This window comes from Cellulosimicrobium sp. NPDC030954 (genome assembly GCF_055571305.1).
In genome coordinates this window covers 1-23,288 of sequence record NZ_JBVIFN010000017.1, presented here as the reverse complement: position 1 = coordinate 23,288, position 23,288 = coordinate 1, and the positions used below count along the sequence as shown (strand labels likewise).

At 73.8% G+C, this 23,288-nt stretch carries 23 protein-coding genes; 19 read left to right on the top strand and 4 right to left on the bottom strand.

Features of this window, described 5'->3' with window-relative positions; genetic code table 11:
- Positions 1-4: 4 nt before the first annotated feature.
- From steA to ACZ402_RS19650, 9 genes are all read left to right on the top strand, one after another.
- Positions 5-1,192, top strand: coding sequence for a putative cytokinetic ring protein SteA (steA, locus tag ACZ402_RS19690; protein ID WP_375826015.1), 1,188 nt, complete (start codon positions 5-7; stop codon positions 1,190-1,192).
- Between the two features lie 118 nt (positions 1,193-1,310).
- On the top strand, positions 1,311-2,420 hold the full coding sequence (locus ACZ402_RS19685) for a copper transporter (protein ID WP_375826014.1): 1,110 nt from the start codon (positions 1,311-1,313) through the stop codon (positions 2,418-2,420).
- Position 2,421: 1 nt separating this feature from the next.
- Entirely contained in the window at positions 2,422-3,261 is an 840-nt protein-coding gene (locus ACZ402_RS19680; RefSeq protein WP_375826013.1) for a hypothetical protein, read from the top strand.
- Positions 3,258-4,952, top strand: a complete 1,695-nt coding sequence (gene murJ, locus ACZ402_RS19675) for a murein biosynthesis integral membrane protein MurJ (protein WP_375826012.1) — start codon at positions 3,258-3,260, stop codon at positions 4,950-4,952. Before ACZ402_RS19680 ends, murJ begins: the two co-directional genes overlap by 4 nt.
- 136 nt (positions 4,953-5,088) lie before the next feature.
- Entirely contained in the window at positions 5,089-6,762 is a 1,674-nt protein-coding gene (locus ACZ402_RS19670) for a CTP synthase (protein ID WP_375826022.1), read from the top strand.
- Complete coding sequence (locus ACZ402_RS19665) at positions 6,763-7,431, top strand: NUDIX domain-containing protein (RefSeq protein WP_375826011.1); 669 nt, start codon at positions 6,763-6,765, stop codon at positions 7,429-7,431.
- Between the two features lie 58 nt (positions 7,432-7,489).
- A complete protein-coding gene (locus tag ACZ402_RS19660) occupies positions 7,490-8,323 on the top strand; it encodes a formylglycine-generating enzyme family protein (RefSeq protein WP_375826010.1) in 834 nt (277 codons plus the stop codon).
- Positions 8,324-8,334: 11 nt separating this feature from the next.
- Complete coding sequence (locus tag ACZ402_RS19655) at positions 8,335-8,829, top strand: AfsR/SARP family transcriptional regulator (RefSeq protein ID WP_375826009.1); 495 nt, start codon at positions 8,335-8,337, stop codon at positions 8,827-8,829.
- Entirely contained in the window at positions 8,790-9,656 is an 867-nt protein-coding gene (locus ACZ402_RS19650; RefSeq protein WP_375826008.1) for a patatin-like phospholipase family protein, read from the top strand. The genes ACZ402_RS19655 and ACZ402_RS19650 overlap by 40 nt, the downstream gene beginning before the upstream one ends.
- A gap of 73 nt (positions 9,657-9,729) precedes the next feature.
- Here the strand turns inward: ACZ402_RS19650 and ACZ402_RS19645 are convergent, their stop codons facing one another.
- The 3 genes from ACZ402_RS19645 to ACZ402_RS19635 all read right to left on the bottom strand — a co-directional run bounded on the left by ACZ402_RS19645 (position 9,730) and on the right by ACZ402_RS19635 (position 12,528).
- A complete protein-coding gene (locus ACZ402_RS19645; RefSeq protein WP_375826007.1) occupies positions 9,730-10,695 on the bottom strand; it encodes a COX15/CtaA family protein in 966 nt (321 codons plus the stop codon).
- A 64-nt stretch (positions 10,696-10,759) separates the two neighbouring features.
- Positions 10,760-11,566, bottom strand: coding sequence for an ABC transporter permease (locus ACZ402_RS19640; RefSeq protein ID WP_375826006.1), 807 nt, complete (start codon positions 11,564-11,566; stop codon positions 10,760-10,762).
- On the bottom strand, positions 11,563-12,528 hold the full coding sequence (locus ACZ402_RS19635; RefSeq protein WP_375826005.1) for an ABC transporter ATP-binding protein: 966 nt from the start codon (positions 12,526-12,528) through the stop codon (positions 11,563-11,565). The genes ACZ402_RS19640 and ACZ402_RS19635 overlap by 4 nt, the downstream gene beginning before the upstream one ends.
- Positions 12,529-12,760: 232 nt before the next feature.
- Between ACZ402_RS19635 and ACZ402_RS19630 the strand changes: the two genes are divergently transcribed.
- The 10 genes from ACZ402_RS19630 to ACZ402_RS19585 all read left to right on the top strand — a co-directional run bounded on the left by ACZ402_RS19630 (position 12,761) and on the right by ACZ402_RS19585 (position 22,819).
- The gene (locus ACZ402_RS19630; RefSeq protein WP_375826004.1) at positions 12,761-13,597 is read left to right on the top strand and encodes a helix-turn-helix transcriptional regulator; all 837 of its coding nucleotides are present in this window, start codon (positions 12,761-12,763) and stop codon (positions 13,595-13,597) included.
- A 102-nt stretch (positions 13,598-13,699) separates the two neighbouring features.
- The gene (gene sufB, locus ACZ402_RS19625; protein ID WP_375826003.1) at positions 13,700-15,160 is read left to right on the top strand and encodes a Fe-S cluster assembly protein SufB; all 1,461 of its coding nucleotides are present in this window, start codon (positions 13,700-13,702) and stop codon (positions 15,158-15,160) included.
- A 1-nt stretch (position 15,161) separates the two neighbouring features.
- Positions 15,162-16,415 carry a Fe-S cluster assembly protein SufD gene (gene sufD, locus ACZ402_RS19620; RefSeq protein ID WP_375826002.1) on the top strand — a complete coding sequence of 418 codons (1,254 nt, stop codon included), beginning with the start codon at positions 15,162-15,164 and terminating at the stop codon, positions 16,413-16,415.
- Entirely contained in the window at positions 16,412-16,756 is a 345-nt protein-coding gene (locus ACZ402_RS19615) for a non-heme iron oxygenase ferredoxin subunit (RefSeq protein WP_375826001.1), read from the top strand. Before sufD ends, ACZ402_RS19615 begins: the two co-directional genes overlap by 4 nt.
- Positions 16,757-16,849: 93 nt before the next feature.
- The gene (gene sufC / locus ACZ402_RS19610; RefSeq protein WP_087472926.1) at positions 16,850-17,632 is read left to right on the top strand and encodes a Fe-S cluster assembly ATPase SufC; all 783 of its coding nucleotides are present in this window, start codon (positions 16,850-16,852) and stop codon (positions 17,630-17,632) included.
- Between the two features lie 29 nt (positions 17,633-17,661).
- Entirely contained in the window at positions 17,662-18,990 is a 1,329-nt protein-coding gene (locus ACZ402_RS19605; RefSeq protein ID WP_375826000.1) for a cysteine desulfurase, read from the top strand.
- Positions 18,991-19,001: 11 nt separating this feature from the next.
- Complete coding sequence (sufU, locus tag ACZ402_RS19600; RefSeq protein WP_375825999.1) at positions 19,002-19,538, top strand: Fe-S cluster assembly sulfur transfer protein SufU; 537 nt, start codon at positions 19,002-19,004, stop codon at positions 19,536-19,538.
- Positions 19,535-19,888, top strand: a complete 354-nt coding sequence (locus ACZ402_RS19595) for a metal-sulfur cluster assembly factor (RefSeq protein ID WP_375825998.1) — start codon at positions 19,535-19,537, stop codon at positions 19,886-19,888. Before sufU ends, ACZ402_RS19595 begins: the two co-directional genes overlap by 4 nt.
- 210 nt (positions 19,889-20,098) lie before the next feature.
- Entirely contained in the window at positions 20,099-21,538 is a 1,440-nt protein-coding gene (locus ACZ402_RS19590; RefSeq protein ID WP_375825997.1) for a helix-turn-helix domain-containing protein, read from the top strand.
- 371 nt (positions 21,539-21,909) lie between these two features.
- Positions 21,910-22,819, top strand: a protein-coding gene (locus ACZ402_RS19585; RefSeq protein ID WP_375825996.1) for an IS5 family transposase whose coding sequence is annotated in 2 segments (ribosomal slippage) — positions 21,910-22,272 and positions 22,274-22,819 — 909 coding nt in all. Because the reading frame shifts where the segments join, the coding sequence is not laid out codon by codon here.
- 15 nt (positions 22,820-22,834) lie between these two features.
- Here the strand turns inward: ACZ402_RS19585 and ACZ402_RS19580 are convergent.
- A complete protein-coding gene (locus tag ACZ402_RS19580) occupies positions 22,835-23,155 on the bottom strand; it encodes a hypothetical protein (RefSeq protein ID WP_375825995.1) in 321 nt (106 codons plus the stop codon).
- Between the last annotated feature and the right edge of the window lie 133 nt (positions 23,156-23,288).

Genomic DNA, 23,288 nt, shown 5'->3' with positions numbered 1-23,288 from the left:
CACGATGAGACTCACTCTGCGCAAAGCCTCCCTGCCGGAGGCCGGGTCCGGCACGCTCGGCCCGGCCAAGGTCGACGCGCGCACCAAGGCGCTCACGAAGCGGCTCCAGCCGGGCGACGTCGCGGTGATCGACCACGTCGACATCGACCGCGTCGCCGCCGACGCCCTCGTCGCGGCCAAGCCGTCCGCCGTCCTCAACGCCGCCAAGTCGGTCTCGGGACGCTACCCGAACCTGGGGCCCGACGTCCTCGTCGAGGCGGGGATCGTGCTCGTCGACGACCTGGGCCCGGCGATCATGGCCGTCCCGGAGGGTCGTGAGCTGCGGCTCGACGGCGGCAAGGTCTACCTCGGCGACGACCTGGTGGCCGAGGGCGTCCTGCAGAGCGAGGAGACGGTCGCGCGCAGCCTCGAGGAGGCGCGCGCCAACCTCTCGGTCGAGATCGAGTCGTTCGCCGAGAACACGATGAACTACCTGCGGCGCGAGCGGGACCTGCTGCTCGACGGCGTCGGCGTCCCGGACATCCGCACCCCGATCGACGGGCGGCAGGTGCTCATCGTGGTGCGCGGCTACCACTACCGCGAGGACCTCGCGACGCTGCGCCCCTACATCACGGAGTACCGGCCCGTCCTCATCGGCGTGGACGGCGGCGCGGACGCGATCCTCGACGCGGGCTGGAAGCCGGACATGATCGTCGGCGACATGGACTCGGTGTCCGACCGCGCTCTGAGCAGCGGCGCCGAGGTCGTGGTGCACGCGTACCGCGACGGCAAGGCGCCGGGTCTGGAGCGCGTCCAGGAACTCGGCGTCGAGCCGGTCGTGTTCCCGGCGACGGGCACGAGCGAGGACATCGCGATGCTCCTCGCCGACGACAAGGGCGCCGAGGTCATCGTCGCCGTCGGGACGCACGCGACCCTGGTCGAGTTCCTCGACAAGGGCCGCGCGGGCATGGCCAGCACGTTCCTCACCCGGCTGCGCGTCGGCGGCAAGCTCGTCGACGCGAAGGGCGTCTCGCGCCTGTACCGGCACCGGATCTCCAACCTCCAGCTCTGGCTCCTGTCGATCGCGGGGCTCCTCGCCGTCGTCGCGGCACTGTGGTCGACGGCGGCGGGCCAGACGTTCTTCGGGATCGTGGGCGCCCGGTTCGACGACCTCTGGTCGTGGATCGGGTCGCTCTTCACGGGCGGCGGCTGAGCCCGACCGGGCCGTCGTCGGCCCGCGCGCGTCGCTCCCGACCGCGCTCGACCCGCGCTCCCGCGCACCCTGACCTTGCCAGCACGCAGCAGCTCGAACCGAAGGACACCACCGCACAGTGATCGACTTCAGGTACCACATCGTCTCGTTGATCTCGGTCTTCCTGGCGCTCGCCGTGGGGATCATCCTCGGCGCGGGGCCGCTCCAGGGGGCCATCGGCGACCAGCTCACCGGGCAGGTGGAGCAGCTGCGCACCGAGCGCAACGAGCTGCGCGACCAGCTCGACGAGGCGAACGTGACGCTCGGCAACGACTCGCGGTACATCGAGGCGGCGGGGCCGCAGCTCGTGGCCGGTTCGCTCCAGGACCGTCGCGTCGCCGTCGTCGACCTGGACGGGGCGGACAACGAGCGCGACGACGCGATCGCGGAGCAGCTCGAGACGGCGGGGGCCTCGGTGGTCGGCCACGTCCGCCTGACGGACTCGTGGACGGACCAGGACGAGGAGAGCGCGCGCCAGACCGTGGCCGAGGGCCTCGGGGAGAAGCTGGGCGAGGTCCCGCAGGACGCCACCCCGGAGCAGCGGCTCGCCCGCGCGCTCGCGCTCGCGCTCACCGGCTCCACGCCGACCAGCTCCGAGGAGCGCAGCCCCGAGGCCATCGAGCTCGAGGCGCTCCTGGAGCGCTTCGCGCTCGTGGACGTGGTGTCCGAGCAGACCCTCCCGGCGGACGTCGTCCTGCTGCTGAGCGGCCCGGCACCCCAGCAGGCCGCCCCCACGGGGGAGGGCGAGGAGGCGCCCGCGCCGGACACGTACGTCGTCGACATCGAGGTGCAGGTGGCCGTCGCCGCCCAGGAGGTCGCCGAGGCGGCCCTCGTCGCCGGCCCGACGGCGGTGAGCGGCGACGTCGTCTCGACCATCCGCGCGAACGACGACCTCGCCGCGGCGCTCTCCACGGTCAGCGGCATCGAGGCGGAGCCGGGCCGGATCAACGTCCCGCTCGCCCTCGCCGCGCGCGTCGCGGACCAGGTCGGGCAGTTCGGGTTCGAGGAAAGCGCGACCGCGGTCGTCCCGCCCGCCGTCGAGCTCCTGCCGGTGACGCGCACGACGTCGTCCGACGCGGGCGCTCAGGACGCCGCGGCGGGCGACAACCCGGGCGGCGTCTCCGGCAGCACGGAGGACGGCGGTGCCGCGGACGTCGAGCAGGCTACCGCCGGCGCGGGGGAGGGCTGACGTGGCGCGCGCGCTGCGCACCCTCGCCGCGGCCGGGGTCGCCGCCGTCGTGACGGCGACGGCGCGCCGTGCGGCCGGGTCGCGCCCGCCGGGCGGCACGGAGCGCTGGACGCGCACCAACCACCGGGGCGAGCCGATCAGCCTGCTCGAGGGCCCGGCGGTCGCCGCCGGCCTCGTCGCCGGGACGCTCGCGGCGTGGGGCGACGCCCGCACGCGCGGCGCGGTCGCCCTCGCGACGGCGAGCGCGGGCGCGTTCGGCCTCGTCGACGATCTCGCGGAGGACACGTCCACCCGGACGAAGGGCCTGCGCGGCCACCTCGGCGCGCTCGCCGAGGGCCGCGTGACGACGGGCGCGCTGAAGGTCCTCGGGATCAGCGGCGTCTCGCTCGTCGCGGCGGCGATCGGGACCCGGCGCACGGGCGGGGCGTTCGGCCACCTCGTCGACGTCGGCGTGAACGGCGCGCTCATGGCGGGTACGGCCAACCTGCTCAACCTCCTGGACCTGCGCCCGGGCCGCGCGCTCAAGGCCGCCGGGGTGGCGTCGCTGCCGTACCTCGGCACCTCCGCGGCCCCGACGACGGCCGCGGTCCTCGGGGCCGCCGCCGCCGCGGCGCCGGGCGACCTGGGCGAGCGCGACATGCTCGGCGACTGCGGCGCGAACGCGCTCGGCGCCGCGCTCGGCTCGCAGGTCGCGTTCGCGACGCCCCGCTCGGTGCGCTGGCTCGCGCTCGCGGGCGTGGTCGGTCTGACCCTCGCGAGCGAGAAGGTGAGCTTCTCGACGGTCATCGAGGGCAACGACGTGCTGCGGCGCGTGGACACGTGGGGCCGGCGCCCGGCGTGAGCGCGCGGGCGGGGCGGCTGCGCGCCGCCACGGGCACCCTGGCGGGCGCCGCCGCGATGATCACGCTCGTGACGATCGCGAGCCGGCTCGTCGGGTTCGCACGGTCGCTCGTGCAGTCCGCCGCGGTCGGCACCGAGGGCGTCGGCTCGGCGTACACGGCGGCGAACCTCCTGCCGAACGTCCTCTTCGAGGTCGCGGCCGGGGGTGCGCTCGCGGGCGCGGTCGTGCCGCTCCTCGCCGGGCCGATCGTCCGCCGGTCGGGCACCGAGGTCTCGCGCATCGCGTCGGCCCTGCTCGGGTGGACGCTCGTCGTGCTGGTCCCGCTCGGGGGCCTGCTCGCCCTCCTCGCGCAGCCGATCGCCGGGCTCCTCATGAGCGAGCACCCGGAGCTCGTCGACGTCACCGCGACGTTCGTGCGAGTCTTCGCGCTCCAGGTCCCGCTCTACGGGCTCGCGGTGGTGCTCGGCAGCATCCTGCAGGCGCACAAGCGCTTCTTCTGGCAGGCGTTCTCGCCGCTCCTGTCGAGCCTCGCGGTCATCGTGGTCTTCCTCGTGTTCTACCGGCTCGCGGACGGCGACCAGGCGGACGTCGCCGCGCTGTCGGGGGACGCCATCGCCTGGCTCGGATGGGGCACGACGGCGGGCGTCGCGGTCCTCGCGCTGCCGCTCGTCCTTCCCGTGCACCGGCTGGGCGTGCGGCTGCGGCCCACGCTGCGGTTCCCGGGCGGCGAGGCCGTCCGTGCGCGCAACCTGGCGTTCGCGGGCATCGGGGCGCTGGTCGCGCAGCAGCTCTCCGTGCTGGCCATCATGGGCGCCGCCTACCGGTACGGGCCGGAACAGACCTTCCCGACGTACTGGTTCGCCCAGCAGGTGTACCTCCTGCCGTACGCCGTGCTGGCGTTCCCGCTCGCGACGAGCGCGTTCCCGCGGCTCGCCGAGCACGTCGCCCACGCGCGCCACGAGGCCTACCGGCGCCTCCTCGCGACCACGACGCGCACGCTGCTCGTCGTGGCCGGCCTGGGCGCCGCGGCCCTGATCGCGGCGTCCGCGGCCGTCGAGGCGGTGTTCGCCCACATCGCCAAGGGCTCGGTCGCGGGCCTCGGGGGCGCGGTCGCCGGCATGGCCGTCGGCATCGTCGGCTTCTCGCTGATCCTGCACCTGTCGCGCGCGCTGTACACGATCGACCGCCAGCGCGTCGCCGTCGTGGTCACCGCCGCGGGGTGGCTCGTGGTCGCGGCGACCGCGTACGTCCTGCCCGCGGCGACCGGTGTCCGGGACCAGGCGGGGGTGCTGCTCCAGCTCGGCCTGGCGACGGCGGTCGGGATGTCGGTCGCGGGCGCCGGCCTGCTCCTCGCGACGCGCCGGCACGCGGGGCCCGGGGCGACGCGCGGGGTCCCGCGGGCCCTCCTGGTCGTCGCCGTGGGCGTGGCCCTCGGCGCGCTGGCGGGCTCGGCGGTCTCGGGCGCGCTGCTGCCCGACGACGCGGGCTGGCTGCCCGCCGTCGGGGTCGGGGTGCTCGCCGCGGTCGTCGCGGGTGCGGTCGTCGTCGCGGTGTCGCTCGTGGGCGATCGCGCCGCCCTGCTCGGCGTCCTGCGGCGCGGCCGGGCGGGCGGCACGCCCCCCGAGGGCGCGGCCGGGGACGTCGCTCCTGGTGGGACGGCCGCCTCGTCCGAGGACGACCCGACGGCGTAGGCGCTCGCCGGTCGGCCGGGGAGGGACTCGCGGCGCGACGGCGCGTGCCGGGACCCGCGGAGGTGGCGCGTCGCACTGCCCGGCCCGCGTGCCGTCGTCGGGCACGCTGTTAGGATGGAGTTCCGTGGCAGACCTCCTGAACCGGCCCTCCTCCCGCCTCAACGCCTCGGGCGCACGCACCGAGCACCGCACCGCGCACGTCTTCGTCACCGGCGGCGTCGCCTCCTCGCTCGGCAAGGGCCTCACGGCATCCAGCCTCGGTCGTCTGCTCCGCTCGCGCGGTCTGCGCGTCACCATGCAGAAGCTCGACCCGTACCTCAACGTCGATCCCGGGACGATGAACCCGTTCCAGCACGGCGAGGTGTTCGTCACCGAGGACGGCGCCGAGACGGACCTCGACATCGGCCACTACGAGCGCTTCCTCGACGTCGACCTCGAGGCCTCCGCGAACGTCACGACCGGCCAGGTGTACTCCCAGGTCATCGCCCGCGAGCGGCGCGGCGAGTACCTCGGCGACACGGTCCAGGTCATCCCGCACATCACCGACGAGATCAAGACGCGCATGCGCGCCCAGGCGGGCGAGGACGTCGACGTCATCATCACCGAGATCGGCGGCACGGTCGGCGACATCGAGTCGCAGCCGTTCCTCGAGGCCGCGCGCCAGGTGCGCCACGAGCTCGGCCGCGACGACGTCTTCTTCCTCCACGTGTCGCTCGTGCCGTACATCGGCCCGTCGGGCGAGCTCAAGACGAAGCCGACGCAGCACTCGGTCGCCGCGCTGCGCTCGATCGGCATCCAGCCCGACGCGATCGTGCTGCGCGCCGACCGCGTGGTCCCCGAGCCGGTCAAGCGCAAGATCGCGCTCATGTGCGACGTCGACAACGAGGCCGTCGTCAACGCGGTCGACGCGCCGAGCATCTACGACATCCCGCGCGTGCTGCACTCCGAGGGCCTCGACGCGTACGTCGTGCGCCGCCTCGGCCTGCCGTTCCACGACGTCGACTGGGACGGCTGGAGCCAGCTCCTCGAGCGCGTGCACCAGCCCGCCCACCGGGTCGAGGTCGCGCTCGTCGGCAAGTACATCGACCTCCCGGACGCCTACCTCTCGGTCACCGAGGCGCTGCGCGCGGGCGGGTTCGCGAACGACGCGAAGGTCACGATCCGCTGGGTCGCCTCCGACGAGTGCCAGACCCCGGCCGGCGCGGACGACGCGCTGCACGGCGTCGACGCCGTCCTCGTGCCGGGCGGGTTCGGCGTGCGGGGCATCGAGGGCAAGCTCGGCGCGCTGCGCTGGGCGCGGGAGAACAAGGTCCCGACGCTCGGCATCTGCCTCGGCCTGCAGTCGATGGTGATCGAGTACGCGCGCAACGTGCTCGGGATCGACGACGCGTCGTCGACCGAGTTCGACCCGGGCACGTCCCACCCCGTCATCGCGACGATGGAGGAGCAGCTCGCGATCGTCGGCGGCGACGGCGACCTGGGCGGCACGATGCGCCTCGGGTCGTACGAGGCGGCGCTGGCACCGGGCTCGGTCGTCGCCAAGACGTACGGGTCGGAGCGCGTCTCGGAGCGTCACCGCCACCGCTACGAGGTGAACAACTCCTACCGCAAGCAGCTCGAGGAGGCGGGGCTCGTGATCAGCGGGACGTCGCCGGACTCGTCGCTCGTCGAGTTCGTCGAGCTCCCCGCGGACGTGCACCCGTACTACGTGAGCACGCAGGCGCACCCGGAGTTCAAGTCGCGCCCGACGCGCTCCCACCCGCTGTTCACCGGCCTCGTCAACGCCGCGCTCGAGAACCAGGCCGACTGAGTGGCCGCCGAGCCGGGCCCGGTGCCGGTCGACGTGCCGGGCGGCGCGCCCGTCGTCGACGCCCTCGCCTCGCGCCCCGTCGTCGAGACGACGGTCGTGCACGCGGGTCGCGTGTTCGACCTGCGGTCCGACGTGGTCGACCTCGGGGAGGGGGGCCGCGTCACGCGCGAGTACCTCGACCATCCCGGCGCGGTCGCGATCGTCGCCCTCGACGAGCAGGAGCGCGTCCTGCTGCTGCGGCAGTACCGCCACCCCGTGCGGCGCGAGCTGTGGGAGGTGCCCGCCGGCCTGCTCGACGTCGTCGGCGAGGACGCGCGGCTCGCCGCCGCCCGCGAGCTCGCCGAGGAGTCCGACCTGCAGGCCGCGCGCTGGGACGTCCTCGTCGACTATTTCACGACGCCGGGCGGCTCGAACGAGGCGCTGCGCGTCTTCCTCGCGCGAGACCTGTCGCCCGTCCCGGACGACGAGCGGTTCGAGCGCGAGGCCGAGGAGCTCGACATGGAGCTGCGGTGGGTGCCGCTCGACGAGGCGCTGCGCGGCGTCCTCGCGGGCGAGCTGCACAACCCGTCCGCCGTCGTCGGGATCCTCGCCGCGGCCGCGTCGCGCGCGGACGGCTGGGCGTCGCTGCGCCCGGCCGACGCGCCGTGGCCGGAGCGCCGCGGCGGCTGACGCGCCCGGCCGTGCCGGGCCACCGGTCGGTGCACCGGTTCCGGTAGCGTCCTGGGGCGTGGACCTTCCCCTCTTCGACCTCGTTCCCGTCCCGGCGGGCCGGCTCGACCTCGTCGACGCGCGCACCCGGGAGTCGCGCACCGTCGTCCTGGAGCCGTTCTGCGTCGCGCGCACCCCGGTGACGGTCGGTCAGCACCGCGCCGTCCTCGACGCCGACCCGCACGGCCCGCGCCCCGGGGGCGGCCCGTCGGCGGACGACGACGTGCCCGTGCACGGGCTGACGTGGTTCGAGGCGGTGCTCTGGTGCAACGCGGCGTCCCGGGTGGCGGGCCTGGAACCCGCGTACCGGGTCGAGGGTCGGGACGTGCGCTGGGACGTGCGGTCCGCGGGGTACCGGCTCGCGACCGAGGCCGAGTGGGAGCACGCCTGCCGCGGCGGGACGCCGGGCCCGCGCTACGGCCCGATCGGCGACGTCGCCTGGACCGCGGACGACGACGTCGACGGTCCACGCCCCGTCGCCACGCGGCTCCCGAACGCGTTCGGTCTCCACGACATGCTCGGCAACGTCTGGGAGTGGTGCTGGGACTACGCCGACACCGCGCGCTACGGCGAGTACCGGAGCCTGCGCGGCGGTGGCTGGGCGGACCGGCCCTGGAGCGTGCGCGCGGGGGTGCGTCGTGGCAGCGCGCCCGACGCGCGGATCGAGGACGTCGGGCTGCGGGTCGCGCAGGGTGCGGTGGGCGAGCCGGGCGTCCCTGCCGCCCAGGGCTGGTCGGACGCGGCGGACCGCGCTCGGGCGCAGGTCCCCGGCCTCCTGCCGCTCGGGTGGACGCCGTTGGCGTTCCCGCCCGCCGCCGAGGCGGACGCCGCCACCGTCGGTGCCGACGACTAGGGTCTGACGACGTGCCCGCACCCGACGCCCCGACCCCACCGGGGGACGCGCGCGTCCGCGTCCTCGGGCCGGTGCGGATCCCCGGGCCCGACGGCGCGCCCGTCGTCCCGCGCGGGTCGCGGGCGGCCGCGCTCGTCGTCGCGCTCGCGCTCGCGGGCGGCCGGACGCTGGGCACGGCGACGCTCGTCGAGGACCTGTGGGGACCCGACGCGCCGCAGGACCCGCGCGCCGCGCTCCAGAGCCTCGTCTCGCGGCTCCGGCGGGACGCCGCGCCCGGGACCGTCCTCTCGCGGGCCGGCGGATACGCCCTCGGCGTGCCGAGCGACCTTGACCGCGCCCGTCGCGCGCTCGCAGACGCCCGGACGAGGACACGTCCCGGCGTCGCGCGCCCCGCGGAGGGGGACGCGGCGACCGTCGCCGACCTGCGGCGTCCGGCCCGGCCCCGACGACGGGCGAGCGCGCCCTCGTGCTCGGGGGCGGCGGGTCTACCGGCAGCGCGTGGTTGATCGGCGTCGTCGCCGGTCTGGCCGACGCCGGGCTGGACGTGTCCACGACGGCGGACCTGACCGTCGGGACGTCGGCCGGGTCGACGACGGCAGCGCAGCTCGCCGGAGCGACGCCCGCGGAGCTGTACGCCGCCGCTCTCGTCGCGCCCACGCGCCCGCAGGCGAGGCCGGGTGGCCCGCACGCGGGCGGGGACCGCACGCGGCAGGCGGCGGACCAGATGGCGCGGACGGCTGCGGTCGTCGCCGGTGCCCGGGACGCGGCCGACATGCGCCGCAGGCTCGGGGCGGCGGCGCTCGCCCTGCCCTCGTCGTCGGACGAGGCGGTGCAGTCCCGGTGGCGGGCCACCGTCGCCGCGCGCCTGCCGGACCCGTCCTGGCCCCAGAGGGCCGTCCTCCTCACCGCCGTCGACGCGCGGACCGGTGAGCCCGTGGTCTTCGACCGGCGCGGCGGGGTCGACCTGGTCGACGCCGTCGCGGCGAGCTGCGCGAGCGGGTTCGCCTACCGGGTCGGGGAGGGGCAGTACATCGACGGCGGATATCGCCGCAACGAGAACGCGGACCTGGCGGCGGGGCACCGGCGCGTGCTGGTGCTGTCGCCGTTCGGTGGCAGGACGCGTGCGCCGCTGGACTGGGGCCTCCAGCTCTCGGCCCAGGTCGACGAGCTGCGGGAACGGGGGAGCGAGGTCGAGGTGATCGTCCCGGGGCCCGCGGCCGACCACCTGTTCGGCCCGCAGGCCATGGACCTGTCGCTCCGGCCGGCCGCGGCCGAGGCCGGGTACGAGCGGGGCACCGCGCTCGCGGAGCACGTCGCCGCGTTCTGGCGCTGACCGGCGCGTTCCGGCACTGACGTGCGCTGACGCAGCGGTGGCCCGGGCCGCTCCGGCCCGGGCCACCGTCCGCTCAGGCGCGGGTGCGGGTCGTCAGGACGACGCGCGTCGAGCCGGCGACGAGGAGCGCCGAGCCGAGCATGTGCAGGCCGACGAGGAGCGCAGGCAGGCCCGTGAAGTACTGGACGTACCCGATCAGTCCCTGGGCCAGGGTGATCGTGAGCAGGATCCAGGCCGCGCGGCGCACCTGCTGGGGGCCGCGACGGACGCTCACGAGGTAGGCGACGAGGACAGCGACGAACACCCACACGGCCCACGCGTGGATCTTGCTCATGAGCGCCGGGTCGACCGCGAGGCGGTACCCGACCTCCTCGTCGCCGCTGTGCGGGCCCGCCCCCGTGACGACGACGCCCAGGACGACGATCAGCGCCGTCAGCCCGTACAGCGTCCAGGCGAGCGCGCGCGAGCGTGCCGCGACCGTCAGGGCGGGTGGCCCGTCGCCCTCCCCGGACCGGTGGAGGAGGAGCAGCGAGACGGAGACGAGCGCGGCCGAGACGACGAAGTGCAGCGACACCCAGCCCGGGTGCAGGTGCAGCAGGACGATCACGCCGCCGATGACGGCCTGCGCGGCGACGCCGAGGAGGGGGACGGCACCGAGGAGCCGGTAGGACAGGGCGCGGGACCGGTCGGTCCACACGAGCACCAGCGCGGCGATCGCGATGACGCTCAGAACCCCGGTGAGCGTGCGGTTCCCGTACTCGACGAACTGGTGGTACGTCGTCTCGGGGTGGAACTTCGCCGCGAACTGCCCGGGCTCGCACTGCGGCCAGGTCGAGCACCCGAGCCCCGAGCCCGTGAGCCGCACGGCACCGCCGGTGACGATGATGCCGATCTGCGCCACGAGGTTCGCGACGAGCACCGGTCGGGTCCAACGGCGCCAGCGCGCGAGCCGGTCGGGCCGGGTGGAGCCGTCACCGGTGGCGGCGCCTGCGGGGCTGTCGGCGGGAGCGGGGTCGAGCGCGGGGGGCGGGGTGCTCACGGACCCACGGTATCGGGGCGCGCGGGCGGCCCCGGAATCCTGCGGGTGTGAGATGCGCCCGGGCTCAGGTCCAGCGGAAGAGCTTACCGGCGCCCCAGCCGAGCGCGGCGGTCCAGCCGAGCAGCACGACGACGGAGAACGGCGGCACGGCGCCGTCGAGCAGCGCGCCGCGCATCGCCTCGCCCAGCGCGCCCGAGGGCAGCAGGAGCGCGACGTGCTCGAGGGGGCCGGGGAGCTGGTCCGCCGGGACGAGGACGCCGCCGCCGACGGTGAGCAGCACGAGCACGAGGTTCGCGACGGCGAGCACGCCCTCGGCGCGCAGAGTGCCTGCGAGCAGCATCGCGAGCGACGTGAACGCGGCGGTCCCGAGCAGCACCGCGAGCAGTGCCGCGGGGATCCCGGCGGGGTCGGGCTGCCAGCCGAGCGCGAGCGCGACGGCCGTGATGACCACGACCTGCACGACCTCGACGGCGAGGACGCCGAGCACCTTCCCGGCGAGCAGGCCGCCGCGGCCCAGGGGCGTGGTCGACATGAGGCGCAGCACGCCGTTGCGGCGGTCGAACGCGGTCGCGATGGCCTGCGACGTGAACGCCGTCGACATCACGGCGAGCGCGAGGACGCCGGGCGTCACGAAGTCGACGCGCGTCGCGCCGCCCGTGTCGAGGTCGACGAACGACGTGAGCACCAGCCCGAGCAGGAGCATCACAGGCAGGATGATCGTCACGAGGAGCTGCTCGCCGTTGCGCAGGATCATGCGCGTCTCGAACGCCGTCTGGGCGACGACGCGGCGCCACGCGGGAGCGGCGAGCTCCGTGCTCGGGGTCTGGCTCGGGTCCTGGGTCTCCGACGCGGTCGTCGGGGTCGCGCTCATCGCAGGTGCCGTCCCGTGAGGTCGAGGAACACGTCCTCGAGCGTGCGGCGGCCCACCGTGACGCGCGAGGCGAGGACGCCGCGCGCGGCGAGCCACGTCGTCAGCGCCACGAGCGTCGCGGGGTCGGCAGGGCCGGTGAGGGTGTACGAGCCGGGCTGCGGCTCGGCGACGCTCCACGCGGCGGGTGCGCCCGCGCCGTCGGGCACACCCGCCCCGGCGAGGGCCTCGCTCAGGCCGTCGAGGCCGAGCCCGGGCGTGGCCTCGAAGCGCACGGTGCGGTCCGCCTCGCCGTCGGCCCCGGTCTCGAGCAGGTCGCGCGTCGCGCCCGCGGCGATGACCTTGCCGTGGTCGACGACGTACACGTGGTCGGCCAGGTCCTCCGCCTCGTCCATGAGGTGCGTCGTGAGGACGATCCCCACGCCCTCCGCGCGCAGCTCGCGCACGAGCTCCCACACGGCGTGCCGGCTCTGCGGGTCCATGCCCGCGCTCGGCTCGTCGAGGAAGACGACCTCCGGGCGCCCGACGATCGCCGCGGCGAGCGCGAGGCGCTGCCGCTGCCCGCCCGACAGCCGCCGCACGGTCGTGCGCGCGAAGCTCTCCAGCCCCAGGCGCTCGGTCAGCTCGCCGACGTCGCGCGGCCGTGCGTACATCGAGGCGACGTGCCGCAGCATCTCCAGGGCGCGCACGCCCGTCGGGAGCCCGCCGTCCTGCAGCATGACGCCGACGCGCGGGCGCAGGTCGCGCGCGTCGGTCAGGGGGTCGAGGCCCAGGACCTCGACACGCCCGGCGTCGGGGGAGCGCAGGCCCTCGCAGCACTCGACGGTCGTGGTCTTGCCGGCGCCGTTGGGGCCGAGCACCGCGGTGATCGCGCCGCGCTCGGCGGTGAGGGACACGCCGTCGACGACGGCACGACCGTCGTAGCGCTTGACGAGGTCGTGCACGAGCACGGCGGGGGCGGGCACCCGGCCGAGTCTAGGGGGCGGGTCCGCCGCTCAGGGCCCGCGCCCGGCCCGGACCGCACGGGTGTCGCGTACGCCACATCCCGGCGCCCCAGGGGCCGGTCTGAGGGTCGCCTTGCTTGCGTTCGGGCAATTAGGGAACAACCATGTTGTCTATATCGGTTCCAGATCTGTCACCCGTGTCAGGCCGCGCCACGCGCACGCGCGCCCACGGGACGCACCACGGGAGGTGAGCATGGCCGCAGGACCCGTCCGACCGGACGCGCTGCGCGCTGCCACCCCCGCGGTCGGGCAGGCGCCCAGCACCGTCCCGGCTGCCGACGCCGACCGCCGCACGCGCGAGCGCGTGCTCGAGCTCGTCGCGAGCGAGGGCCCCGTGAGCGCCGCCGACCTCGCCGCGACGCTCGGGCTGACGCCCGCCGCCGTCCGGCGCCACCTCGCCCTCCTCGAGGAGGACGACCTCGTCGCCGTGCACGACGCCGGGCACCCCACCGGGATGCGCGGCCGCCCCGCGCGGCGCTACGTGACGACGTCGGCCGGGCAGAGCGAGCTCAGCGGCACCTACGCGGACCTCGCGACCCAGGCGCTGCGGTACCTGCGCGACGTCGCCGGGCCGGACGCCGTCGAGCGCTTCGCCCAGGACCGGCTCGCCGAGCTCGCCGACCGCTACGAGGGCCGGCTCGACGCGCACGACGTCGAGGGCCGGGCCGCCCAGCTCGCGGCGGCGCTCGCGGACGACGGCTACGCGGCGAGCGTGCGCCCCGTCCCCGGCACCTCCGCGGTGCAGCTCTGCCAGGGACACTGCCCGGTGCAGCACGTCGCGGAGGAGTTCCCCCAGCTCTGCGAGGCGGAGGCGCAGGTCTTCGCCAGGCTCCTCGGCTCGCACGTGCAGCGGCTCTCGACGCTCGCGACGGGCGCGCACGCGTGCACGACGAACGTCCCGGTGGGCATGCCGGTCCCGGTGCCCGCACCGCGGGCGTCGCGCCCGCCCCGCCCCCACGACGGCCGCGCGCACGACGGCCCTGCCCACGACGTCCGGGCGCGCGGCCGCCCGACGTCGGGTGAGACCTGACCCGAGGGGCGCGCCGCCGCCCCGAGGCCACGAACGACATCCCCCGCAAGAACCTTGTACCGACTGCCCCCGCCCGCAACGACGGACAGTGGAAGGACGACCATGAGCGCTCCCACCCAGGACGCCACCGGCACGGCCCAGCCGACCGGTGAGAAGCAGACCGACGACGAGATCATCGCCTCGATCGGTGCCTACGGATACGGCTGGCACGACAGCGACGCCGCCGGAGAGGCCGCGCAGCGCGGCCTGTCCGAGGAGGTCGTGCGCAACATCTCGGCGCTGAAGGACGAGCCCGAGTGGATGCTCAAGACGCGTCTCAAGGCCCTGCGCCTCTTCGACAAGAAGCCCATGCCGAACTGGGGCTCCGACCTCACGGGCATCGACTTCGACAACATCAAGTACTTCGTGCGCTCCACGGAGAAGCAGGCCGCCTCGTGGGACGACCTGCCCGAGGACATCAAGGAGACGTACGACAAGCTCGGCATCCCCGAGGCGGAGAAGCAGCGCCTCGTCGCGGGCGTCGCCGCGCAGTACGAGTCCGAGGTGGTCTACCACCAGATCAACGAGGAGCTGGAGCGCCAGGGCGTCATCTTCCTCGACACGGACACCGCGCTGCGCGAGCACCCGGAGCTCTTCCAGGAGTACTTCGGCACCGTCATCCCGTCGGGCGACAACAAGTTCGCGGCGCTCAACTCGGCCGTGTGGTCGGGCGGGTCGTTCGTCTACGTGCCGCCGGGCGTGCACGTCGAGATCCCGCTGCAGGCCTACTTCCGCATCAACACCGAGAACATGGGCCAGTTCGAGCGGACGCTGATCATCGCGGACGAGGGCTCGTACGTGCACTACGTCGAGGGCTGCACCGCGCCGATCTACTCGTCCGACTCGCTGCACTCCGCGGTCGTCGAGATCATCGTCAAGAAGAACGCGCGCGTGCGGTACACGACCATCCAGAACTGGTCGAACAACGTCTACAACCTCGTCACCAAGCGGGCGACCGCGGCCGAGGGCGCGACGATGGAGTGGGTCGACGGCAACATCGGCTCCAAGGTCACCATGAAGTACCCGGCGATCTACCTGCTCGGCGAGCACGCGCGCGGCGAGACGCTCTCGATCGCGTTCGCGGGCGAGGGCCAGCACCAGGACGCCGGGGCCAAGATGGTCCACGCGGCGCCGCACACGTCGTCGTCCATCGTGTCGAAGTCGGTGGCGCGCGGCGGTGGCCGCACGTCCTACCGCGGCCTGGTCCAGGTCCTCGAGGGCGCCTCGCACTCGGCCTCGACCGTGCTGTGCGACGCGCTGCTCGTCGACCAGATCTCCCGGTCCGACACCTACCCGTACGTCGACGTCCGCGAGGACGACGTGTCCATGGGGCACGAGGCGACGGTCTCGCGGGTGAGCGAGGACCAGCTGTTCTACCTCATGTCCCGAGGCATGGAGGAGACCGAGGCGATGGCCATGATCGTGCGCGGGTTCGTCGAGCCCATCGCGCGCGAGCTGCCCATGGAGTACGCGCTCGAGCTCAACCGCCTCATCGAGCTGCAGATGGAAGGGTCCGTCGGCTGATATGACCACCACCACCATTCCCGAAGAGGCCGGCCTGACCACCGACCACTCGCGCGCGCAGGCCGACGGGGCGCACTCCCACGGCGTCGTGCCGCAGGGCTCGCGCGCCGAGCGGCTGACGTCGTTCGACCTCGCCGACATCCCCGTGCCCTCCGGGCGCGAGGAGGAGTGGCGCTTCTCGCCCGTCGCGCGCCTCGCGCCACTGTTCGACGACAAGCTCGTCGGGCAGAGCGGCGGCGGCGACGTGCGCGTCACGGTCGTCGAGGCCCCCGAGGTCGAGGTCGCGCTCGTCGGCCGCGACGACGCGCGGCTCGGCACCGCCGGCAAGCCCGGCGACCGCACCGCGGTCACGTCGTGGAACGCGTTCGAGCAGTCCACGGTCGTCACGGTGCCCAAGGAGGCCGTCGCGTCGGACGTCACGTCCGTGCGCGTCGAGGGCCACGGCTCCACGCCGACCGCGAGCCACGTCCTCGTGCGCGCCGAGCGGCACTCGGAGGCCGTCGTCGTGCTCGACCACGTCGGCACCGCGACGCTCAACGAGACGGTCGAGATCGTCGTCGAGGACGGCGCGCACCTCACGGTCGTGTCGGTCCAGGACTGGTCCGACGGCGCCGTGCACGCGTCCTCCCACCGCGCCCGCATCGGTCGCGACGCACGGCTCAAGCACGTGGTCGTGACGCTCGGCGGCGACGTCGTGCGCGTCACCCCGGACGCGGAGTTCACGGCCGAGGGCGGCGACGTCGAGATGGTCGGCCTCTACTTCGCGGACGCGGACCAGCACCAGGAGCACCGCCTGTTCGTGGACCACGCCGTGCCGCGCTGCAAGTCGCGCGTCACGTACAAGGGCGCGCTGCAGGGCGAGGGCGCGCACGCGGTGTGGGTCGGCGACGTGCTCATCCGGGCCGAGGCCGAGGGCACCGACACCTACGAGCTCAACCGCAACCTCGTCCTCACGGACGGCGGGCGCGCGGACTCGGTGCCGAACCTCGAGATCGAGACGGGCGAGATCGAGGGCGCGGGGCACGCGTCCGCGACCGGCCGGTTCGACGACGAGCAGCTCTTCTACCTGCAGGCCCGCGGCATCCCGGAGGTCGAGGCGCGCCGCCTCGTCGTCCGCGGCTTCTTCGCGGAGCTCATCCAGGAGATCGGCGTCGCGTCGGTCGAGGAGCGCCTGCTCGAGGCGATCGAGCGCGAGCTGAGCAAGTCCATGTCGATCATCGACGGGAGCGCCGAGCTCGCCGAGGCGACGGCGTGACCGCACAGCCCGCCTGCACGACGTCCGACCTCGGCCCGGAGGAGGCGCTCCGCGTCGAGCTCCCGGCCGAGGACGGGCGCGTCGTCGAGGTCGCGGTCATCCGTGACGGCGACGGCGGCTGGCACGCGATCTCGGACATCTGCTCCCACGGGGCGGTGTCCCTGTCGGACGGCGAGGTCGAGGGCTGCTTCGTCGAGTGCTGGCTGCACGGCTCGCAGTTCGACGTGCGGACCGGCATGCCGATCGCGCTGCCCGCGACGCGTCCCGTGCCCGTGTACCCGGTGACGGTCGACGGCGAGCAGGTGCTCGTCGACGTCGACCGCGTCGTCGCTCCCACCTGATCCGTCTCGCTGATCCGTCAGCGGTCCACCAGCACTGACCTGGCGCGCCGCGCGCGCCCCACGGCTCACCAGAACCTCTTGGAGAAGAACCACATGTCCACTCTCGAGATCCGCGACCTGCACGTCAGCGTCGAGACCAAGGAAGGGCCGAAGCCGATCCTGCGCGGCGTCGACCTGACGATCGCCAGCGGCGAGGTCCACGCCATCATGGGCCCGAACGGCTCGGGCAAGTCCACGCTCGCCTACTCGATCGCCGGCCACCCCAAGTACCAGGTCACCGGCGGCACGGTGACGCTCGACGGCGAGGACGTCCTCGCGATGAGCGTCGACGAGCGCGCCCGCGCGGGCCTGTTCCTCGCCATGCAGTACCCGGTCGAGGTCCCCGGCGTGTCCGTGTCGAACTTCCTGCGCACCGCGAAGACCGCGATCGACGGCGAGGCCCCCGCGCTGCGCCACTGGGTCAAGGACGTCAAGGGCGCCATGGAGCGCCTGCGCATGGACGACTCCTTCGCCGAGCGCTCGGTCAACGAGGGCTTCTCCGGTGGTGAGAAGAAGCGCCACGAGATCCTCCAGATGGAGCTCCTCAAGCCGAAGTTCGCCGTCCTCGACGAGACCGACTCGGGCCTCGACGTCGACGCGCTGCGCATCGTCTCCGAGGGCGTCAACCGCGTCCACGGCGCGACCGACGCCGGCATCCTGCTCATCACGCACTACACGCGCATCCTGCGCTACATCAAGCCGGACTTCGTCCACGTCTTCGTCGACGGCAAGGTCGCCGAGGAGGGTGGCCCGGAGCTGGCCGACCGCCTGGAGGAGGAGGGCTACGACCGCTACCTCTCCGGTTCCGTCGAGTCCGCCTCGGCAGCCTCCGCCTGAGCGGTCGCACCACCCCTGAGGAGACGAGCATGACGACCACTGCGCACCCCGCAGGGCACGCAGGACAGCACGTCGGTCCGCCGGCGCGCCTGACCGACGTCGAGCTCGCCGCCGTGCGGGCCGACTTCCCGCTGCTCGAGCGCACCGTGCGCGGTGGTCGTCCGCTCGTCTACCTCGACTCCGCGGCGACGGCGCAGAAGCCGCAGGTCGTCCTCGACACCGAGGTCGACTTCTACGAGGAGCGCAACGCGGCCGTGCACCGCGGCGCGCACCAGCTCGCCGAGGAGGCGACCGAGGCGTTCGAGGACGCCCGGGCCGACGTCGCGGCGTTCGTCGGCGCGCGCCCGGGCGAGATCGTCTGGACGTCCGGTGCGACGGCCGCGATCAACCTCGTCGCGTACGGGATCTCGAACGCGACGCTCGGCCGCGGGGGAGAGGCGGCCCGCCGCTTCGCGCTCGCGCCGGGCGACGAGATCGTCGTCACCGAGGCGGAGCACCACGCGAACATCGTCCCGTGGCAGGAGCTCGCGGCCCGCACCGGGGCCGTCCTGCGCTGGTTCGAGGTGGACGACGACGGGCGCGTGCGCGTCGAGGACGCCGCGACCGTCATCACGGAGCGCACGCGGATCGTCGCGTTCGCGCACGTGTCGAACGTGACGGGCGCGGTCACCCCGGTCGAGCCGATCGTGGCCCGGGCGCGCGAGGTCGGGGCGCTCACGGTGCTCGACGCGTGCCAGTCCGTGCCGCACCTGCCGGTCGACCTGCCCGCGCTCGGCGTCGACTTCGCCGCGTTCTCGGCGCACAAGATGCTCGGCCCCACGGGTGTGGGTGTGCTGTACGGGCGGCGCGAGCTGCTCGAGGCGCTGCCGCCCGTGACGACCGGCGGGTCGATGATCGAGGTCGTCACGATGACGGAGTCGTCGTACATGGCGCCGCCGCAGCGGTTCGAGGCGGGCACGCAGCCCGTCGCGCAGGTCGTCGGGTTCGGCGCCGCCGCGAAGTACCTGCACGAGCTCGGCATGGACGGCGTCGCCGCGCACGAGCACGAGCTCGCCGCGGAGCTGCTGCGCATCGGGGAGATCCCCGGCGTGCGCATCATCGGCCCGCGCGAGCCGGCCGACCGGCTCGCCGTCGTGTCGTTCGTCGTGGACGGCGTGCACGCGCACGACGTCGGCCAGGTGCTCGACGACGCGGGCATCGCCGTGCGCGTCGGTCACCACTGCGCCCAGCCCCTGCACCGCCGGTTCGGGGTCGCCGCGACCGCGCGCGCGTCCGCGTCGGTGTACACCACACGCGAGGACGTCGACGCGTTCCGGGAAGCATTGGCCGGGGTCCGGGCGTTCTTCTCGGTGGACTGAGAGAGGACCCGATGAGCTCGATCGAGCAGATGTACCAGCAGGTCATCCTCGACCACGCCAAGTCCCCGCACGGCCGGGGCCTGGTCGAGGTGGCGGATGGCGCGACGAGCGGCCAATCGCACCAGGTGAACCCCACGTGCGGCGACGAGGTGACGCTGCGCGTCGAGCTCGCCGGCGACACGATCGACCGCGTGAGCTGGGAGGGGCAGGGCTGCAGCATCTCGCAGGCGTCCCTGTCCGTGCTCACCGACCTCGTGTCCGGCCGGCCCGTGACCGAGGCAGAGCACCTCGGCGAGGTCTTCCGCGAGCTCATGGGCTCGCGCGGCAAGGGCCTCGACGAAGCCGCGGAGGACGAGCTCGGCGACGCCACCGTGTTCACGGGCGTGTCGCGCTACCCTGCGCGTATCAAGTGCGCCCTGCTCGGCTGGGCCGCGCTGCGCGACTCGCTCGTCACCTCGGGCGCCCTGAGCACGGTGGGCGACCCATCAACGGCAGCAGCTTCCGACGCGGCGCTCGCCGCGCGGGGAACGACGGAGGAGAACCGATGACCACCGAGACCGGCGCGCCCGCCGAGGGCGTCACGCCCAGCCCGCCGAACGTCGCCGACGTCGAGGAAGCCATGCGCGACGTCATCGACCCCGAGCTCGGCATCAACGTCGTCGACCTCGGCCTCGTCTACGGCATCCAGATCGACCAGAACAACCACGCCGTCATCGACATGACGCTCACGTCCGCGGCGTGCCCGCTGACCGACGTCATCGAGGACCAGTCCGCCCAGGCCCTCGAGGGCCTCGTCGACGGCTTCCGCGTCAACTGGGTCTGGATGCCGCCGTGGGGCCCGGAGAAGATCACCGATGACGGCAAGGACCAGCTCCGCGCGCTGGGGTTCAACGTCTGACGCCTGCCTCGACGTCCCACCGACGCCGCGTCCCCTCGGGGGCGCGGCGTCGTGCTGTCTCCGGCCGTTCGACCCGCAGGTCTCGGCCCGCGGACGTACCGCATCGGGACGGCCGCTGCTCACGATCCGATTGCGATCCTTCCGGTGCGTTGACGAGGAGTGTCCTGAGTGTTGGGATATGTGCGCCCACACCACTTTTCGGAGGATGACGTGACACAGCAGGACCAGACCGGCGCGGGCGGTTCCCCGCGGCAGGTGCGTTACCGCGGCCGGCACCTCCCGATGGTCGCGGTGGTCATCGCGGCGACGATCGCCACCGCGCTGGCGTACAGCGGCATGGTCCTGTTCGGTCTCGAGGTGGCGCACATGTCGCCGCTCGAGGCGTACGGGCTGGCGGGCTTCCTCGAGATCAGCCTCGTCGCGGTGGCGCTCATGGCGCGCAACGCGGCGCTGGAGGGGCGCCCGTACGGTGTCCTGCTCGCGCTCACGTGGGTGCTCTCGGGCACGTCGGGCCTGTTCGCGGCGCTGCACGAGATCGCGGTCCCGACGGCGAGCACCCCGTACATGGTGGTGTTCCGGTTCGTGCCGCCGCTGGTGGCGGCGCTCATGTGGCACCTCGCCCTCGTGGGGGAGCGGCACATGGTGACGGGCCACACGCTCGAGGAGCGCCGTCGTGAGCTGCGCGTCCACGGGTACGTCTCCGCGCTGGAGCAGTGGCGCGACGCACGCGCCGACAGCGCTGGCTCGGCCGGGGACCTGCGCAAGGTCCGCGCCGCGCACGAGCGGCAGCGCGCCGCGCGTGACGCCGCGCTCAAGCTGCTCACGGTCGAGGACTTCGAGCGCCGCATGCAGGTCTGGGTCGACCGCCTGGAGGCCGCGGAGCGCCACGGCAACCGGCTCGACCTCATCGGGGCGAGCTCCGTGAAGCGCGGCACCGCGCGCGGGTCGGCCGAGGCGCCAGCGGCGTCGGAGGTTCCCGCGGTGGTGGTCGCCCGGACGGTGGCACCCGCCGAGGGGCTCGTCGAGGCGCACCGCCAGGAGACCCTTGCGCTGGAGCCCGCGCGCGACGCCGAGCTCCTCGTGGCGGAGGAGGCCTCGCCGGCCGCCGAGCCGGTCCCGGACGAGGCGTCCGCCGCGTCGGACCAGGAGAGCCCCGAGGCCCTCGCGCCGGTCGAGGCACCCGCCGTCGCGCAGGACGACGAGCCGATGGACGAGGCGGACGACGAGAAGCCCTACGTGCCGCAGACGGCGTTCGAGGCGCTCCCCGATCTCGAGGCGCGGGTCAAGGAGCTGTTCGGGCGCGCCCAGCCGCTCCCCTGGGACCAGCCCGTCCCGGAGGAGGACACCTCGGCGCCGGTCGTGGAGCCTCCGGCCGTGACGGGCCACACCCGACGCGTCGAGGTCTTCGACCTCGTCGGCGGATCGACCGGCGCGTCGGCCCCGGCGACGGACGCCGACGACGCCTCCCTCGGCGAGGACCCGACCGCGGAGCGCGACCGCCGCATCGTCGAGCTCGCCCGCCAGGGCATGAAGCAGGGCGAGATCGCCCAGAAGGTCTCGGCGTCGCGGTCGACCGTGAGCCGCGTCGTGCGCCGCTACGAGGACCAGCGGCCCATGGCGGACGACGACCGCGAGCTCGCGAACGCCTGATATGTAGGCCGTTCTGTCAAGTGGCAGGTTGGAGCACCCGCCTCGGACCGTCGTCCGGGACGGGTGCTCCTCTTGTCGCGTGGTGCCGTGGTGCGGGGGTGCAGCGTGTCGTTGTCGACGCGTGGTCCAGACTGATATGCGCGGGTTGGTTACCGCATGACGGGTTGTTCGGCAGGAGCGGGACCATCGGGGTGTCTGAGGTCGAGCGTGGCCGTTGTGGCTGCTCACAGGCGTTTCGTGGGTCGCTCCTCGCGCTGCGCACGACGCGTGGGGCACGGGCGGCAAGCTTGGTTGACCCGGGGGTGGTCGGGGTGGGTCGGGCTAGGGCGTGTCTCCCAACTCTGAGGTGGGTTGGCGGCAGACTCGCGGGCGTGAGTCGTTTCCAGGTGCTGGCGGACGAGCAGTGGGAGCGGATCGAGCCGTTGCTGCCGTCGAATGCGGGCAAGGTCGGTCGCCCATTCGGTGATCACCGCACCGTGGTCGAGGGCATCGCGTACCGGTATCGGACCGGGATCCCTTGGCGCGACCTGCCTCGTGAAGCGTTCGGTCCGTGGCAGACCGTGTGGAAGCGACACAAGAAGTTCGCCGACGACGGCACCTGGGACCGGATCCTTGTCCAGCTGCTGGCCGAGGCCGACGCGGCCGGTCAGATCGACTGGACCGTGTCGGTGGACTCCACGATCAACCGCGCCCATCAGCACGCGACGAACACGACGCGTCGCAAGCAGGACACAGGGGGCGACGTCGAATCACAAGAACCGCGGGACACGGATCGTCAACAGTGAACCTGCAGGTCACGGCATCGGCCGGTCTCGTGGCGGGCTGACGAGCAAGATCCACCACGCGGTCGACGGGCGCGGCCGCCCGCTCGCCGTTGTGGTGACTCCGGGGCAGTCGCACGACGGGCGAGCGTTGGAGGTCGTGCTCGCAGACATCTGGGTGCCACGACTCGGCGCAGGCCGACCGAGGACAACCCCGGACGCCGTGCTCGGCGACAAGGCGTACTCCTCGCGCGGCAACCGGGCGATGCTGCGCCGACGCGGGATCCGGGTCGTGATTCCCGAGCCGTCCGACCAGCAGGCCAACCGGAAGCGGCGCGGTGCGAGGGGTGGGCGCCCACCGAAGCTCGACCGCGAGACCTACAAGCGGCGCAACGTCGTCGAGCGGTCCTTCAACCTGCTCAAGCAGTGGCGCGGCCTGGCCACCCGCTACGACAAGCACGCCGTCGTCTACCGTGCAGGCGCCGTCTTGGCCGCGATCATCACCTGGCTGCGGAGTTGAGCCCTTCGAGCGGACTCAACGCCACTCCTCCCACTTCGCGATCGCCTCGGAGGCTGCCGCCGCATCACCGAGACGGGTCGATTCCGGCCACGGGGGCCGCTCGACATGGCTCGTCCACGTCGGATGAACCAGCGCAAACGTGCCGTCAACCAAACTGACGACGACGTCGTCCGAGGGCCCGAACCGCGCTTCGACGCGCTCGATCTGTCCGGCCAATTCGTGATCGGGACTCAACTCCAACACGATCTCGCGGAGCACCGCGGCGAAGTTGTCATCCGCAGGTGGCCCCGAGCCATCACGACTCCACCACTCGTCCGAAAGCCTGAGCACAGCCACCCGCCGATCGTGCCACCTCTGCAGTTAGGAGACGTGCCCTAGTCGGGCAGGATGGCCAGGGACCAGCACCAGCCGGAGAGCTCGCGGGCGATCGCGGTGGTGGCCACGGTGTGCTTCTTGCCGTGGGCGTCGT

Bases quoted from the DNA above. Each gene is read 5' to 3' on its own strand.
- steA (WP_375826015.1), top strand. From the start codon at position 5: ATGAGACTCACTCTGCGCAAAGCCTCCCTGCCGGAGGCCGGGTCCGGC.
- ACZ402_RS19640 (WP_375826006.1), bottom strand. From the start codon at position 11,566: ATGAGCGCGACCCCGACGACCGCGTCGGAGACCCAGGACCCGAGCCAG.
- ACZ402_RS19630 (WP_375826004.1), top strand. From the start codon at position 12,761: ATGGCCGCAGGACCCGTCCGACCGGACGCGCTGCGCGCTGCCACCCCC.
- sufB (WP_375826003.1), top strand. From the start codon at position 13,700: ATGAGCGCTCCCACCCAGGACGCCACCGGCACGGCCCAGCCGACCGGT.
- sufD (WP_375826002.1), top strand. From the start codon at position 15,162: ATGACCACCACCACCATTCCCGAAGAGGCCGGCCTGACCACCGACCAC.
- sufC (WP_087472926.1), top strand. From the start codon at position 16,850: ATGTCCACTCTCGAGATCCGCGACCTGCACGTCAGCGTCGAGACCAAG.
- ACZ402_RS19605 (WP_375826000.1), top strand. From the start codon at position 17,662: ATGACGACCACTGCGCACCCCGCAGGGCACGCAGGACAGCACGTCGGT.
- sufU (WP_375825999.1), top strand. From the start codon at position 19,002: ATGAGCTCGATCGAGCAGATGTACCAGCAGGTCATCCTCGACCACGCC.
- ACZ402_RS19595 (WP_375825998.1), top strand. From the start codon at position 19,535: ATGACCACCGAGACCGGCGCGCCCGCCGAGGGCGTCACGCCCAGCCCG.